Genomic DNA, 14922 nt, shown 5'->3' with positions numbered 1-14922 from the left:
GAAGCAATGGATTTCCTGACATTGGCTCAAAGCGCTGACCCAACTCATCCGATGGTTCATTACCATTTCGCAGGCGTTTACAATCTCTCCGGTCAAGACAAGCAAGCAAAAAACCGGCTTGAAAAAGCAGCAGCCCAAAAACCGGATTATTGCTTTCCTAATAAATTAGAGGATGTAGCAGTTTTGAAATTGGCTATCGAAAATAATCCGACAGATGGGTTTGCACCTTACTATCTGGGCAATCTGTTTTACGATAAAAGACAATACTATGACGCCATTGCATTGTGGGAACAATCTATCCGGATTAATCCAGCATTCCCAACTGTGTTCAGCAACCTGGGCATCGCTGTTTTCAATAAGCTAAACCAACATGAGCTTGCTTTGGAAAACTTTGAAAAAGCATTTTCGCTTAACCTTGGCGATGCGCGTATACTCATGGAAGTTAACCGGCTTTACAAGCGGTTGAACGTATCACCTGCTGATAGATTGAGTTTTCTATTGAAGCATTCTGAAACAGCACAGCTCAGAGATGATGTTTATCTTGAACTAGCAACGCTACACAATCTTACCGGAGATAGTGATACAGCCCTAAATATGATTCGAGAACGCAAATTTCATCCATGGGAAGGTGGCGAAGGTAAAGTGCCGCAACAGTACGTAATCGTACTGATAAGCCAGGCTTGCAAGCACATAATCAGTAGGGACTTCTGCTCAGCCATTGATCAACTACTGGCTGCCCAGCAATATCCCCACAACCTTGGAGACGGGAAACTGCCCGATGCTCCTGAAAATAACATTCACTATTGGCTTGGAAATGCCTACGAAGGATTAGGTAAAGACGATAAGGCCAAAGCATATTTCAGGGAAGCCACAGACGGAAACAGCCAGCCTATAGCTGCTATTTTCTATAATGATCAGCAGCCCGATAAAATTTTCTACCAGGGTCTAGCATGGAAAAAGCTGGGGAAAGTGAGTAAAGCTGATTCCATTTTCCGAAGGTTAATTGAATACGGAGAAGTACATCAGGATGAACATATTACCCTTGATTATTTTGCCGTATCACTCCCTGACATGCTCGTATTCGATGCTGATCTTGGTGCCATTAATCAGATCCACTGTTATTACATCATTGGTCTGGGTCATTTGGGACTCGAAAATTATCAGAAGGCAGATTAGTATTTCAAAAAGATTCTTGAATTAGACAAATCCCATCAGGGCGCGTTATTTCATACGCGACTGATTAAACATGATCCAACATCTGAAATCAGTTTGAAATGTTTAGTAATGTCCCGTAGCATTTTAAATGCTTTCGCAGATCTGCAACCGGGATGCCTATGCTTTACTGGCTCCCGGCAAATTTCCAACTTCCTCGCATACAACAGTCAGAAAATATAATGCTAGCTGATTGGAATAACCTTTAAGATATGCAGTGACAAGGATAGCTGAAAGAATCCTGATAATGCAACAAAGAGTTAATCGCTGGTTGATAAGCTACTATGAACCAGCGTATCAGTCATCAAAGCCTATTCTTAACTCAGCGAGACCTGCCACCAACAAAGTCCTTTCTAATTCCTATCATTCCACCGTATGATGTCCGGTACAACTGTCCTATATCTGCCGCAAAGGAAGCGCGTATGGTCATTCCCTCAAGACTCTTTATTCTCCGCTGCAGAGAAATCATGCCTGAAAACTGTTTAATTGTTTCCGGGAACGGCGCATCATACGTACCAATATTTGTCGTGTAGGACAGTTTGCTCACCCAGGTCATGTTATCCAGTAACCTGCCGCGCAGCCCTGCATGTAAGGCAGATACCCTATTGTTACTGGTAAAAAAATCCGCGTATTTCGGAAATCTGAATTCTGTATCCGATGTCGGAGAAATAAAAGGTGTACCAATACCGCGGTTATAGTAGGACCAGCCGTCACGTATCTGGGAATTATTGAAATAGTTGTCTCTTCCAAAATCTCCCCGTCTTTTTACATAATTCTCTACATTAAATTCGGGACCACCCTGATTTTTAGTAAAAAGAAATTCCAGTACCACTTCGGTTACTTCGAACGCTGCGCCATATGAATTTTTCCTCCTCATCCGGAAGCCATTTAATCCATCCTGCAGATTTGTTAGTGCATAAAGCGTTCCATCTTCATAAATATGTTGGCGATACAAGAAAAATGAAGTAGCATAGGTTTCAATTTCCATACCCAAATCAATTGTTCCTAAGTGGTTGCCGACTCTGTTACCATCATCAAAATCGTTCACAATTTCATTCGCATCACCAGGCTTACCAGTAATAATACGATAATAATTAGCCCACCCCTTCGGCATTCTTCCGTCAATCGTTAAATAAGGAGATTTGCCTCCCCACTGCACCTGATGATTAAATCCACCGTACAGTTTGACACGGGAATGTTTTCTGCCTAATCGCAAATAAAACATCTTTTGATGTAGCTTCAGATTGCTTGTAGTTTGTCTATCACTTTCAAAATGACCCTCAGAATAAAAAGTATTAAATGATAGTAGTCCGTCTGTAAATGGGACCGCTACAAACCCTATCGTTCCGATTTGTATTTTGGGTATTGGCATGGCATTGTTTGACCAAATGTAGGAACCACTTCCTATTGTTGAATCTGCCAGACCTACCCATTGTTTTTTTCTTCCTGCAAAAAATTCCCAATTTTTGAATTGGATAGAACCATTTATTTGTGGAAACATAATTTCATTTCGGGCAGATGCATTGGCTGCAATTTCGACTGCACTACTAAATCGCCAATTGGAATTTCTTGATCCAATTGGAACATAATAAGCAAAACCACCGTAAAAATTAGCTAAAGGTGTATGATCAGGAATAATACCAAACTGGTTTGTTTTTAGCCAAAAGGGTGTTCTTCCGGAAGAGCTGACCATACCAGAAACTTCTGCAAAAATTGAAGTAGAATCTTTGGCTGCATTCGATTCGGAGTAGGAAGTTTGTCCATAAACGTTAACAGGTTGAAACAGTATATATACATATACGATGCCACAAAGGAACACATATCCTTTATTCATAAATAGGAAGGTAACTACTGTTTTAATAAACAATTAAACAGATATCATAATCCATATATTTGTTTACAAAACAGAGGAGGGTTGAGTAATAATTAATGATTTAATAGAGGTTAAATATTTGAATTATATACTAAATGGAAGAATTCATATCAATTGAGAATAGGGTTAATATTAAATCTGTATCATTCGCAAATATAGGTTATCTGTAAAGCACACTCCACCACAATTATTCATTATGGGAATAGAATATTAACGAGACAAATGAAATAAATAAGTTCTATCGATTGGAGGTTACACAAAGTTTGTAACCAAAATAAATACTACAAAGAAGTAAAAAAAATGTCGTTGAAATAGAAATTCATGGAAAGTAGAAAATACTCCATTCTATTTCTATCATAGTATTTAACGTACTGCGAATCAACAATTTTCAAATTCATTCTAAATGGATACGCAATAAAAAAGCAGATATCGACAGCTCTAATCTGTCAACATCTGCTTTAACCTAATTTCCGTACTTAGAACTTACTGGATGCACCAAACACTCACCGCGCGTCCGTTAGTTTTAAATACCCCATTTCCTTCATCATCAATTACCACAACCTCAGAAACCGTACCCAGAAAATCCGCAAAGGTTTTCCCAGCATGTTGAGTTCCTACAAACATCGTTTTTTCTGCATCCTCGTGATTCGACATCAAAACGGCACAGGCGGAATTTGCATGTTCATCATCACCTTCCCTGGTCCATCCAATAGCGTTATGATCATCCATATAGTCGTGTTGCGGGCCATATGCCAGTTGTTTTCTAACCCTAAGCAGTGTTTCCAACTGAGGCATACTCTCCATTACAACCTGATGCTCCTGGCCATCATTGCCAGTATCCCTATATTCAGAACCATATAAATCCGTATAGAATACACAAGGATAACCAGCTTCTCTCAATAAAATCAAAGCGTACGCCAATGGCCTGAACCAAGGTTCAACAGGTTGTTCCAAAGACTGCAGAGGTTGCGTATCGTGATTCTCTACAAGCGTTACGGCAAGTTCAGGACGCGTTTGTACGAGGGTATTGTCAAAAATAGTTCTCATATCAAAGCCCTCATTCTCTTTGGATGCCTTGTAAAAATTACCCTGCAGAGGCGCATCAAAAAGTGACATCCTGCTTTCGGTTGCATCTATATAAGCGAGGATCGAATCCAGATCATAGGGCGACCAATACTCACCTACAGTGTACAGTTCCTTTCCAAACTTAGTACGCAGATGATCCAGCCATTCATTAAAAAATGTCGGATCCATGTGTTTAATTGCATCCAGACGAAAGCCGTCGCATCCCGATGTCTCGGTAAACCATTCTCCCCAATTTTTTAATTCCTGTCGCACATGTGGATTTCTGAAATCAATATCAGACAACATGAGATAATCATAGTTGCCGTTTTCAAGATCCAGCACATCCTGCCACCCTTCTCCATATTGGTTTTGAATGCTGTAAATCGCATTTTCTTCCGTATCTGCGTTGTAATCAACTCCTGAAAAGCAATGATAATCCCATACAAATTCAGAGTACTTACCTTTTCTTCCCGGAAAAGTAAATTTGGTGTATGCTTTAATCTCGAATGTATCACTGACAAATTCTGTCCTGTTATCCGGTACTACCTCTTTCACAGGAACAATTTCCGTTTCATCCGCACCGCCCATATGGTTGAGTACGATGTCACAGTAAACCTGCAGTCCGGCGTCTTTACCGGCGGCTACTGCGGCTAAAAATTCTTCCCTGGTACCATACTTAGTTCGAACTGATCCTTTCTGATCAAATTCACCCAAGTCATATAAATCATAGGAATCATAGCCTGTTGAGTCGGCACCTTGCATACCTTTTTGAGCAGGCGGTAGCCATACAGAGTCAAAGCCTATTTCCTTCAGGTGCGTTGCCTGGTCTTTGAAGTGATTCCACAGTGAACCGTCGGCTGGCAGATACCATTCGAAGAACTGTAGCATTGTAAAATTTTCCATAATGTGTTTTAAGTTCGCTAATTTCAAACAGGTATTAAATAACCGTACCCGATTAAAGAGTTGCTGACTATTCAGCCCATCACAACGGTTGCTATGGATACCAGCACTACTGAAAGCATCATGGAAAGAAATACCAGTAAGACAGTCTGCTCTTCATCAGCTTTAAGAAATGCGGCAAAAACCGTAACATTTGCAGCGACGGGAAATAACGGCACCAATGCTAACATACGTAAGTCGTCTTCCTCAATATTTTGTGCTACTGATGACACCACCAAAATGATAATGGCAATGATCACAGCAGCAGCTAACGTTCTGATACCTAATACTTTTGCAAAATACGGGATGCGTATTTTCTTGAAATCAACATCTCCCAGTTGGAGACCAACGATCATCATGCCGGCAGCCGATACCGCAAAACTGACCACGCTTAGTGCCGGTTTGATAACCTCCGGCGTCTCCACCTCTAAAATTTTACATATCACACCAGCCACAAACACGTATAGAAATGGTATACTTAGCATTTCACGCAACGCCTGTTTAGATGAGAATTTTGTTTTCGCGACCTGATAATAACCGATCGTATCGCCATACAAGGCAGATCCGAGGTAGATGCAGATGAGTACGCTTACACTGTCTTCCCCAAAAAGTGCTTTCGCAATCGGAATTCCAAAAAATGCGATATTGAAGAAAGAAAATGAACTTCTCAACAGCAGAGGTTCGCTTTCTTTGGCAATTTTACGCTGCACAGGTATCGCCACGAAATTCATGCTGAGCGCCAGCAAGAACGTAATGATGGGAAGTACCAATAGTTTTGAGGGTTCCGCATCCAGCATATTAGTAAACACTACCAATGGTAACAACACATTGATCAGCGGTTTTGAGATATAGTCCGAACTTAAATCGAACTTTTTGCGAACCAGGTAACCCAATGGGATGAACGCCATTACCGGTAGCAACTCCTTATAGAGTTTAAGCAGGTTTTCCAATGATCTGGCTGGTTAGGTGACGGCAAAGATTACCAATCATTTTTACATTGAACCAGACGGCATTTACATCCAGTAGCTTGCCATTAGTGATATGACCCACAGCGTATAATCCTTCGGTGCTCTTGCCATCCAGGGTGATCTGCAACGTATCGGTGTTGATACTAATTCCACCCACCGGATCGGGTTCAATCAGTCCATCTTCAGCCAGATTCTGTATCAGTTCTGATTTCATCATCTTCACTGCGGAAGCAGGACCGGTAGCATTAATCAGGTACGTTTCATTAGCAGGCTTCTTTTTTCCAGATGTAAGTTTGAAAGATTTGGAGCTTTCGTCGAATTCTACCGATGTTAGGTTGGGCAGAATACTAAGCCTTTTGTCTTCGAACAGAGCCGCTATCCGTTGCGCGTTGACAAGAGGCATGCAGTGACGGTTTATACCCCAGAGTCCACCCAGCCATTTTTTAAATTTAAGCTTTTCAGACTCCTCCAGCCACTTCCACATCTGGGTGCTATCATAACGCAGAGAATACGGTATGTTGGTCAGCGCATCACCTCCTTTTTTTGCCAGAGCAATGTCTTCCTTCAATAGTGCTGCAGGATCCTGTCCTGTCCTGGCTGTTGCTTTCCAGTCTATTTTTTTTCCCTGCAACGTTTCTGCTTCCTGCATAAATAAGCGGAGCATATCCTTCACAGTGGGCCTGCGCAACTTTGTACGCTGTATTTCATGCAGTTTTTTAAGTGTAATATATTTCCTTTCCGGCATGTGCTGGTCTTCCGGCTGAACCCGTGGTAAAAGACCATCGAGCGAATAACAGGTTATCTTCCCGGTATACCCGTTATCTTCCAATGTCATCAATGCATCAATAGCACTCAAGCTGGATCCCAGAATTCCCACAGGGGCATCTTTGGGGATTTTTTTCAATAGCGGAGTTGAAGGCCATGGGGATGCAAAATAATTGTTATGTTCTTCGAGCTCCGGATAGTTGTTCGCAATCGGAGTGCCGGGAGCCAGTAGTACAAAATCACTCTCGTGCGACTTTCCATCAGCCATCAATATCTTGAAACCCGACTTCATTTTCCTGATCCGGGCTGCCTTTGCGTGTAGCACGGTGACCTGCATTCCTTCTTTTTCAGCCAATTTAAGATAATGCTTAAATTGGGTTTTAAGATAATCCCCATACAGACGACGTGTGGCAAAAGCTTCGTGCTGACCCTGATTGTCAACTACTTCCGGCTCTACCCTATCGTCATTTTCAATAAGCCAGTCGCTGAAATGTGCAGGTTCATCCACGTGGATTCCCATCAGGTCAGCCTGGGTGTTAAGTATGTGTCCTGGTTGGGTAGTTCCAAACGCAAGTCCCTTACCTACTTCTTTATTTTCTTCAATAATAGTAATCGAAGTAGTCTGATGAAATCCCGATACACGTAGTTGAAGAAACAGCTCCACAAAGGCGGAGATTCCACATGCTCCGCCCCCGATTATTGTAATATTTGTATTGCGCATTTGCGATGTTGATAAAGTTCGTCATTGCCCCATTACGGGATTATGAAGATTATCAGCAAATAATCATGCTAAGCAAGCAGACCACTCAAAAGAAAGCTCGCTACACATGATTCCAAAAGAAAATACTCCGGCGCCATATACCGGAGCATAAAATGAGTCATATATTGCAAAATCTCCGCCAGGTGCTCCAGCCATCACAATCTTTGCTTGCCTCCTGCTCATTGTCTAAGCTTCTAACCGGACCTCTCGCCGAGCTGTCTGTAGGCCGCGCAAAAATGAACAGATTCATGCACTCATCGGACAGCCAGGTGTACATCACGTCTTATAATCCGCACCTTCACGCCGGAAAGTTCAGTTTGCACTTCCTGACAAGCTCCTTCGTTGTATTGGTAAATACTCCTCTTTCCATTTGGCAGACTGATCACATAACGACTATCCCCTACTTTCTTTAGCGTACATAGTTTCCCATAACGTTCGGAATAGACCAGTTCGGAATCGACAGGCTCCTGGTAATACAAGTTTGTGATGGTCGTGGCGATATGTTGTGGCAAATGCCTGGATGCCTTCTCATCACCGATGAAATCAACTTTGTAATTCTTATTGGTAACAAATGTCGTGACCGTTTGCTGCTTTCTCTTCCCGTTTACATGATGTTCCGTCAAAGCACTTTTCAGTACGCCCTGTGTGAAATTGTTCTCACTGAAAAATGTACCGGAATAAAACGGAACTTTAAATTCAGCTTCAATACGTTGCTTCGTAATTTCACTCTGGTAGTGAAAAACTTTCACTTCTCCAATGGCATGCCCTGCTACAATCACATCGTATCTCACCACCTGTGAAAGGGAAAATAGCGGCGCGGAGAAAAGCCACCATAACATTATTCCGGTTCGAATTTTCATAAAAGTTGATTGCTAAGATTGCTATTCGGACAACTCGCTGCGTTGGTCTTTCGACTTAAAGATCGGATAGCCCAACTGCACGTACCATGGTTCCTCATGATAATCTTCCAAACCGATATGCTCTGAAAATTCCCTTGTGATTTTACCTGTTCCAAAAATCATATCCCAGATAAAGAACATATTGCCATAATTGCCGTTGATTACGCCAATACCATCTGCATCCGTAGCTGCATGGTGGGCATGGTGTGTGGCAGGTGTAGAAATCGTTCTTTCTACGACCCACATCACCGGATGCAGCCATTTAATTTTATAAAGGGGTTTATCCCATTTGATACTGGAATGGGCTGATATGCCAATCAGCGCTTTGAAGAAATAGCCAATGATAAACGCCTGACCAAATCCCAGAAAAATAAGAACGGTAGATACTATACGGGAAGGAAATAGAAGTAAATAGATCCAGGAATTGCGACCCGTCAGGAACACGCTCATTTCAGGTGCGGTATGATGAACGCGGTGTGCCTTCCATAGCCATGTGTAGGTGTGAGCAGCCCTATGCCACCAATATTGTGTGAAGTCCTCCAGCAAGCAAGTAACTAGTATTCCTGCCCATAAAGGAACGGATTCAAATACATTATAATACTGGGGAAAGAAAAAATTCAGTACATATGCTGTTAGTAAAAAGCTGATGGGCCGTGTAATGGTACTTGATAAAAACAAGCCGGCAATGTTGATATACCATTCATTCTGTGACCATTTACCACTTTTGTACAAACCTGAGAAAAATTCTGCCAGACTGATTACTACAAACAGAATCAGTATTTCGTAATAGACGAGGCTTTCTGTAAATCGCATAACGATACAAATTTTGATTAAAAAAAGAAGATGGATGATGGGATAGACAAGGTGATCTACCCCTGACAGCAGTCCGCCGAAGAGAAATAATTTACCACCAAAATTTCAAGTGGCGGAACTGAACCGTCTGAGGAATGTGTATCCGGAAGAATATCCGAAAAGAGATGTGTATCAACAACAACAGGAAAGCTGCTGCACTAGTAGTCTTGACTCTGAAAAGCCTGAGGACTTACTTTGCCGGGATGTCAATAATGTGATTTTCATAGATAAATCCGGTTTGTGACTGTATAGGGCACAGCGTAAAAGTTTATCAATAATATTGAAATTTAGAGGATACATAAACTGCCAGTCGATGGAAGAGTTGCTGGTTGTACCTACGGCAACGAGGTGTCCCACTGTTTCTGTCAAGCAGTCGATTTATCAGATACAATTGACCAAGTCACAGCATAAATCTATTCGGAGCTTTTTAAGACAGATGCCGTTTTGGTACCTAATAGTTCTTCCAAAGTTTTGTGCAGATCTTCACCTTTCAGATTTCTTGCCACAATTTTCCCTTTCGGATCCAGTAGAAAATTCGCTGGTATCGCACGCACACCGTATAGTGCCGCAGGTTCGCTATGCCAGTATTTCAGATCGGATACCTGTGTCCAGTTCAGACCATCCTTTTCCACCGCTTTCTGCCAGGCTTCTTTGGTTTTATCAAGTGACACTCCTAATACATCAAATCCTTTATCTTTAAACTTTTCATAAGCACTCACTACGTTCGGATTTTCTTTGCGGCAAGGTCCGCACCAGGCAGCCCAAAAATCTACCAACACATATTTCCCGTAGTGATCCGATAGTTTCACTGCCTTACCGTTCAAGTCGTTAGCCGTAAAATCAGGTGCCTGCCGACCGACTGACACTTTATCCAATGTTACTATCAGATCTTTTAGTGTGTGCACATAGGCTGTCTTGTGCAAAGATGGATCCAGCAAAGCGATATTTTGCTCAATCTGCTCAGGTGTGAGCCGATATGCAAAGTTACGATAAAGCACATAAGCTGAGACAATTGATGTTGGATTCGCTTTGATGAATTCATCAATTTTCACATCCTTTGTTTCTTTGTATTGTTCAAATAAATCCTGGGCCGGCGACCCGCTCACTACACTATTTTTGTAATAGCCGGCAGTATCCAAAGAAACCGTGACCTTGTTGGTATTTTCCAGAAACAGGAATAAAGGAGCGCTTTTACTGTTAACGGCAAGTCCATATAACTCAGGCAATTCCACCGATGAGGTAAGTTGAAATTTACCTTCGCGAATCGGTACCGAATCTATCGGATAAAAGATTTTCTCTTTAAACTTCTGCAGATATACATAACCGGATTGTACACCCGGCACAGTGCCTTCAACCGTGACGCGAGCAGGCTTATTCTGAGCCTGAAGTGACTGACCCGCCAGTAATGCCGATGCAAGAAAAATATATGATCTCATACCTTATTAGTCTATCAATATTATAGATTTTATAGACAAAATTATTAAGTATCCGTTATACTTACAAATGTCAGACTGAATTTTCGGTTTACGTACCTAAAATACAGATGAAGCAGTCAAGCCAACAACTCTCTCAACAGACGCGAATTATATAACTTTTCAATGCCAATATTTTTAATAATCTCATTCAAACCGAAACCAACGAACAGCTGTTGCCTTTTGTCCATCTCAATCAGGAATTCTGAGCCCTGCCCGATTTCTGCTCAACCAGCATTTCAGTCAGCGTCCAGAGTTGCCTTCCCAAATCTTTGTTTTTGGAAGCTGACGAAGTTCTTCCAGGCTTTCGGCCGACAAAATACTTACCTGTAATTCCTTGAACTTCCGGTGACGACGCCAAATAAATAGTCGTTTCCGCTCCCTGTTTTACTGTTTTTAGAAACGGACGGAATAACTTCATAAACGCAGCAGAAATTCCGGTTCCATCTCCGGCGAAATTACTCGCCACGGTGCCCGGATGCAGTGCGTTTGACGTTATGCCATATGAAAATAATCTTTCCGAGAGCTCATTCGAAAATAAGATGTTAGCCAGTTTCGATCTGCCGTATACAATAAGGTCCTGGTAAAAGACGGGATCGATTAGTTTATCTATATTGAAAAAAGCAAAAAAATGAGCTTCGGAAGCCACATTAATCACGCGTGCACCGGGTTGAAGTAAAGTTAAAAGTCCGGTTGTCAATACGAACGGACCTACGTGGTTTGTAGCAAATGTAAGCTCAATGTCGTCAACCGATTTTTGTTTATGCTGAACGAGTAAACCCGCATTGTTGATCAACACATCAATTTTTCCATAACGACTCCTGATCTCCACCACAGCTGCTTTCACAGACTCGATACTTCCCAGATCACAACTCACAAAATCTGTGCTGACGCAATCTCCTATCTCCTTTTGCAAAGCTTCTACTTTGTGTCTGTTACGTGCTACCAGAATAAGATCATAACCTTTTTTTGACAGCTCAACAGCCGTAACATAGCCAATACCCGAGGTGGGGCCAGTAATTAGTGCAACAGGATTACCCATTAAATTAGAGATATAGGAGTTGATAGTTTTAAGTGAACAAATATAGTCTATATATTCTATAGAAATTATAAATAATATTCATTACTGCTGTTCATGGTGAAGCTTAAATATAAAAATCCGGTTCCAACACAAGCAGGTGCCGCAGCTATCCTTATACGCGCATCCTCTATGTCGCCAATCGGCAAAACCCGATACACCGCCGTGAAATGGAGCTGATGAAAACTCTGTTAAGAAAAGTGATGATACCAGAATTTGTAAATTGAGCAGCATCCGTACTTATGTGCTATTCTTCCGTACAAATGGACTATTCTGCCAACAAGCTACCCGGTAATTTTGTTCTGTCAAATTAAACAAAAGAACATACGTCATGGCTAGAACAATTTTAATAACAGGAGCATCAAGAGGATTTGGGAAATTATGGGCAGAAGCATTATTGCAAAGAGGCGATCAGGTAGCGGCAACGGCACGTGATATTTCCTCTCTTCAGGAGCTCACAGAGAAATACGGCGATAATATTTTCCCTGTTGAGCTGGACGTCACAAATGTGGCACAGGTGAACAAAGTAGTGAATGAAGTCAAACAACATTTTGGAAGCATCGATATTCTGATCAATAACGCCGGTTATGGCTTATTCGGAACTGTTGAGGAAACCACTGAACAACAAGCCAGAGCGCAGATGGAGACAAACTTCTTCGGATTGCTTTGGGTGACTCAGGCCGTATTACCAATTATGAGAGAACAGAAAAGTGGTCACATTATACAACTATCCAGTTTTTTAGGATTGACAACGCTCCCTTTGCTCGGGCTTTACAATGCTTCCAAGTTTGCGGTGGAAGGGCTGAGCGAAACCATTGCTTCGGAAGTAGCGCATCTAGGCATTCATGTAACGCTTATTGAGCCAAACGGATACAGTACCGAATGGGCGGGAGCGTCTGCAGCTCAAACAACTTCGGATATTTCCGATTATAATCCCGTGCGTGAAGGCTTTGCTTCATCAGGCGAAAATACGGATAGTTGGGGGAAACCTGAAGCTACTGTAGACGCCATTCTGAAAGTGATTGACAGTCCAAACCCACCAAAGCGTTTACTTTTGGGAAAAGTTGCTTATCATGCAATGCCTGCGATATATCGTCAGCGTATTAATGACATTGAAGATTGGAAAGAAGTGAGTATTGCAGCTCATGGACATTAAATTGTAATACATGAAACATTTCAAATCTATTAGCCAGATGCATCTGGAGAACGGTTGGGAACCGCCTCAGCACCCTTTATTCAGTGTGATCGGATGCCAATTTGGCTGTCCGATGCCGGATAGCGAATTTACCAGCGATTGTTACATGATTGGTGTTAAAAAGTTCCGGTCTGGGGTAATCAAGTATGGCAGAACTCCCTACGACCATTCAAATGGTTCACTGATGTTTGTCAAGCCAAGACAGATTATAGAAATGCGGGATGTACAGCTGGAAGAAAAAGGGTTCATGATTCTGATCCATGAAGATTATCTGAATGGACACACTTTACATGAGGCGATTCAGCATTACGGTTTTTTTGATTATGAGATCAATGAAGCGCTACACCTTTCCCCGTCCGAAGAGGCAGTGATTTGGGAACTTCATGATAAGATACGGACAGAATACCATACCAACCCTGACGAATTCAGCAGAGAGATCATACTGAGCCATATTGATTCCATTCTCAGATATGCCCAACGCTATTACAAACGTCAATTTATCAATCGCACAGATATGTCGGGCAAGGTGGTAACACGATTCAATGATGCGTTGAAATTGTATTTCCACGATGTCAGCATCAAGGACAAGGGACTGCCCTCGGTGAACGGACTAGCTGATCAACTTGCACTGTCACCCCGGTATCTGAGCGACTTACTGAAGCAAGAAACAGGCAAAACGGCGATTGAGTTGATACACATTTCTGTGATTTCGGAAGCGAAAAACCTGCTAAAAACAAACAGTTTGGGAGTCGCCGAAATTGCATACCAGCTAGGATTTGAAAATGCCTCCTACTTTACCAGGTTATTCAAAAAGCAAACGGGTCAGAACCCGCTGGAATATAGAAAAGTGCAACTCAACTAGACTTAACAGAACATACGAATGAAAGCGATCTTATTAACTGAGCCAGGTGGAATAGAAAATCTGAAACTGACGGAGGTTAATGTACCTCAAATCGGAACCGATGAGGTGCTCATACAAGTAAAAGCGATCAGCATTAACCCTGTGGACGTTAAAAGTCGTGGCGGGAAAGGAGTATATGGCAGGATTAAAGATAATAGTCCGCTCATACTTGGCTGGGATATTTCAGGCGTGGTCACTGAAAGTAACAGCCATGAATTCAAAGCCGGAGATGAAGTATTTGGAATGGTAAATTTCCCTGGCCATGGAAAGGCATATGCCGAATACGTGGCAGCACCAGCCAGCCACCTTGCCATTAAACCCAATTCCATTTCCCATGAAGAGGCTGCAGCAGCTACCCTTGCAGCGTTGACTGCCTTGCAAGCCCTCGCAGAATATGCAAAAGTACAGCCCGGACAAAAAGTACTGATACATGCGGCTGCTGGTGGTGTAGGCCATTACGCTGTTCAGCTTGCTAAGCATTTGGGTGCCTATGTAGTGGGAACTTCTTCAGCGAAAAACAAAGAGCTGATACTTTCACTGGGAGCCGACGAGCATATTGACTACCGTGGTTACGATTGGAAAAACAGTCCGTATGAATTTGATTTTATCCTTGACACTATTGGTGGTGACAATATTGATCTGTCTCTGGAAGTAGCCAAAACAGGCGGAACGCTCATTAGTATACCCTCAGGTTTGAATGAAGCCGTTACGGAAAAGGCGAAGGAAAAAGGTGTGGACGGTTATTTTATTCTAGTGAAATCTGATGGAGAAGGCATGAAAAAACTGGCTTCCCTACTTGCAGACGAAACACTCAGATCACATGTATCACAAAGCTTCTCCTTTGAAGAAATCGGAGCCGCACATACACAAGTGGAAAGCGGGCGTACGGTTGGGAAAGTGGTGGTAGTCGTGTAAACTGCTGACTTATTTTTATATATGGAAA

Annotated in this window: 12 protein-coding genes; 4 read left to right on the top strand and 8 right to left on the bottom strand. The window is 42.2% G+C overall.

From position 1 onward, the window contains the following. Positions 1-6: 6 nt before the first annotated feature. On the top strand, positions 7-1176 hold the full coding sequence (locus tag AC1XUE_RS00525) for a tetratricopeptide repeat protein (protein WP_483353968.1): 1170 nt from the start codon (positions 7-9) through the stop codon (positions 1174-1176). 358 nt (positions 1177-1534) lie between these two features. Here AC1XUE_RS00525 and AC1XUE_RS00520 read toward each other — a convergent pair whose 3' ends face one another. From AC1XUE_RS00520 to AC1XUE_RS00485, 8 genes are all read right to left on the bottom strand, one after another. Continuing rightward, positions 1535-3046, bottom strand: coding sequence for a capsule assembly Wzi family protein (locus AC1XUE_RS00520; RefSeq protein ID WP_483353967.1), 1512 nt, complete (start codon positions 3044-3046; stop codon positions 1535-1537). Positions 3047-3568: 522 nt separating this feature from the next. Beyond that, positions 3569-5053: an alpha-amylase gene (locus tag AC1XUE_RS00515; protein WP_483353966.1), complete on the bottom strand. Its 1485-nt coding sequence runs from the start codon at positions 5051-5053 to the stop codon at positions 3569-3571. A gap of 71 nt (positions 5054-5124) precedes the next feature. Then, the gene (locus AC1XUE_RS00510; protein ID WP_483353965.1) at positions 5125-6039 is read right to left on the bottom strand and encodes an AEC family transporter; all 915 of its coding nucleotides are present in this window, start codon (positions 6037-6039) and stop codon (positions 5125-5127) included. Continuing rightward, entirely contained in the window at positions 6023-7543 is a 1521-nt protein-coding gene (locus tag AC1XUE_RS00505) for an FAD/NAD(P)-binding protein (protein ID WP_483353964.1), read from the bottom strand. Before AC1XUE_RS00505 ends, AC1XUE_RS00510 begins: the two co-directional genes overlap by 17 nt. Before the next feature lie 293 nt (positions 7544-7836). Next, the gene (locus AC1XUE_RS00500) at positions 7837-8442 is read right to left on the bottom strand and encodes a DUF6134 family protein (protein ID WP_483353963.1); all 606 of its coding nucleotides are present in this window, start codon (positions 8440-8442) and stop codon (positions 7837-7839) included. A gap of 21 nt (positions 8443-8463) precedes the next feature. Then, positions 8464-9294 carry a sterol desaturase family protein gene (locus AC1XUE_RS00495; RefSeq protein ID WP_483353962.1) on the bottom strand — a complete coding sequence of 277 codons (831 nt, stop codon included), beginning with the start codon at positions 9292-9294 and terminating at the stop codon, positions 8464-8466. 452 nt (positions 9295-9746) lie between these two features. Beyond that, positions 9747-10769 carry a redoxin domain-containing protein gene (locus AC1XUE_RS00490; RefSeq protein WP_483353961.1) on the bottom strand — a complete coding sequence of 341 codons (1023 nt, stop codon included), beginning with the start codon at positions 10767-10769 and terminating at the stop codon, positions 9747-9749. A 232-nt stretch (positions 10770-11001) separates the two neighbouring features. Continuing rightward, positions 11002-11847 (bottom strand): SDR family NAD(P)-dependent oxidoreductase, encoded by an 846-nt coding sequence (locus tag AC1XUE_RS00485; RefSeq protein ID WP_483353960.1) that lies wholly within the window; start codon positions 11845-11847, stop codon positions 11002-11004. 367 nt (positions 11848-12214) lie between these two features. Between AC1XUE_RS00485 and AC1XUE_RS00480 the strand changes: the two genes are divergently transcribed. Genes AC1XUE_RS00480 through AC1XUE_RS00470 form a run of 3 tightly spaced genes read left to right on the top strand, consistent with a single transcriptional unit; the run spans position 12215 to position 14894 of the window. After that, the gene (locus AC1XUE_RS00480) at positions 12215-13039 is read left to right on the top strand and encodes an oxidoreductase (RefSeq protein WP_483353959.1); all 825 of its coding nucleotides are present in this window, start codon (positions 12215-12217) and stop codon (positions 13037-13039) included. A 10-nt stretch (positions 13040-13049) separates the two neighbouring features. Further along, positions 13050-13940, top strand: coding sequence for a helix-turn-helix domain-containing protein (locus tag AC1XUE_RS00475; protein WP_483353958.1), 891 nt, complete (start codon positions 13050-13052; stop codon positions 13938-13940). Positions 13941-13958: 18 nt separating this feature from the next. Continuing rightward, on the top strand, positions 13959-14894 hold the full coding sequence (locus AC1XUE_RS00470; protein ID WP_483353957.1) for an NADP-dependent oxidoreductase: 936 nt from the start codon (positions 13959-13961) through the stop codon (positions 14892-14894). Positions 14895-14922: the final 28 nt, after the last annotated feature.

Source organism: Dyadobacter sp. HNCC25DJ187, from assembly GCF_056895255.1.
Note: the sequence above shows the minus strand (reverse complement) of the source record. Positions and strands in the feature narration are given on the sequence as shown.